2 protein-coding genes and 1 pseudogene are annotated in these 1,151 nt (G+C 63.9%); all 3 read left to right on the top strand.

From position 1 onward, the window contains the following. Nucleotides 1-94, top strand: a pseudogene (locus ACIBK0_RS51970) (IS5/IS1182 family transposase); the annotation flags it as partial. Nucleotides 95-160: 66 nt separating this feature from the next. Beyond that, on the top strand, nt 161-451 hold the full coding sequence (locus tag ACIBK0_RS51965; protein WP_399097569.1) for a transposase: 291 nt from the start codon (nt 161-163) through the stop codon (nt 449-451). 17 nt (nt 452-468) lie between these two features. After that, nucleotides 469-1,151 (top strand): IS3 family transposase (locus tag ACIBK0_RS51960; protein ID WP_399097571.1); only part of this gene is annotated, 683 nt, incomplete at its 3' end.

Raw genomic sequence — 1,151 nt, 5'->3', positions numbered from 1 at the left:
GGTCGATGGGCTGCCGCCGGTGCGGGGCAAGCGGGGCCGACCCCGGCGCAAGCCCCGCGTGTTATATGCCGACCGCGGTTACGACCACGACATCTGAGGGGCCACGACGTTCCCGGACAGGGACCCAATAGGGTTGTCCTGAACAGGAAACGAGGAAGAAGTGGCGCCACCCAGCAAGTACTCGCCGGAGTTCCGCGAGGAAGCCGTCCAGATCGCGTTGAGGTCGAGCAAGACGATCTCCGAAGTCGCCCGGGAGCTTGAGCTGAACCCGGAGACACTGCGCGGCTGGGTCAAGAAGCACCAGAAGCAGCAGGAACCGGCTCCCGACGCGGAACTGACGGTTACCGAGCGGGCGCGCCTGAAGGAACTCGAACGACGCAACCGCGAGCTGGAGATGGAAGTTACCTTCCTGAAAAAAGCCGCAGCGTACTTCGCGAAGGATCCCCGGTAGCAAGCAAGTACGAGTTCATCGACGAGATGCGGCTCGACACCGAGGAGTACGCATACAGCGTCGAGTTCATGTGCGGCCGGCTCGGCGTCTCCAGATCCGGCTACTACGACTGGCGATCCCGCCCGGAATCCGCGACGGCGCAGCGGCGCGAGGAACTGAAACTGCTCATCGAGAAAGCCTTCGATATGTCCGACGGCACCTACGGCCACCGGCGCATCCAGGCCCAGCTGGACCGCTGGGACGTCACCGCCGGCCTGGAACTGATCCGCCGGCTCATGCGCGAGCTGGGCCTTGAGCCCTGCCAGCCGCGGCCGAAGAGGTTCAGCCTCACCAAGGCCACGGCCGGCCAGGTGCCCGACCTCGTCGGCCGCAACTTCACCGCTGACGCACCCGGCGAAAAACTCGTCGGCGACATTACTTACATCGCCACCGGGGAAGGCTGGCTGTACCTCGCAACGGTCATCGACTGCTGCACGAAGGAAGTCATCGGATACGCCATGGACGACCACTACCAAACCCCACTGATATCCAGGGCGATCCGCAACGCAGCACGCAACAGGAACCTCTCGGCCGGTGCCATATTTCACTCCGATCGCGGAAGCAACGGTGGATTCAACTGGTCGTCGCAACGCCCTGATCTCGGAGGTGTGCGACGTGGCTACGGCGGACTGGAGTTTGAAGACCAGCGATGTCCCGGCGG

Source organism: Streptomyces sp. NPDC050564 (assembly GCF_044457265.1).
Lineage (GTDB): Bacteria > Actinomycetota > Actinomycetes > Streptomycetales > Streptomycetaceae > Streptomyces.
Note: the sequence above shows the minus strand (reverse complement) of the source record. Positions and strands in the feature narration are given on the sequence as shown.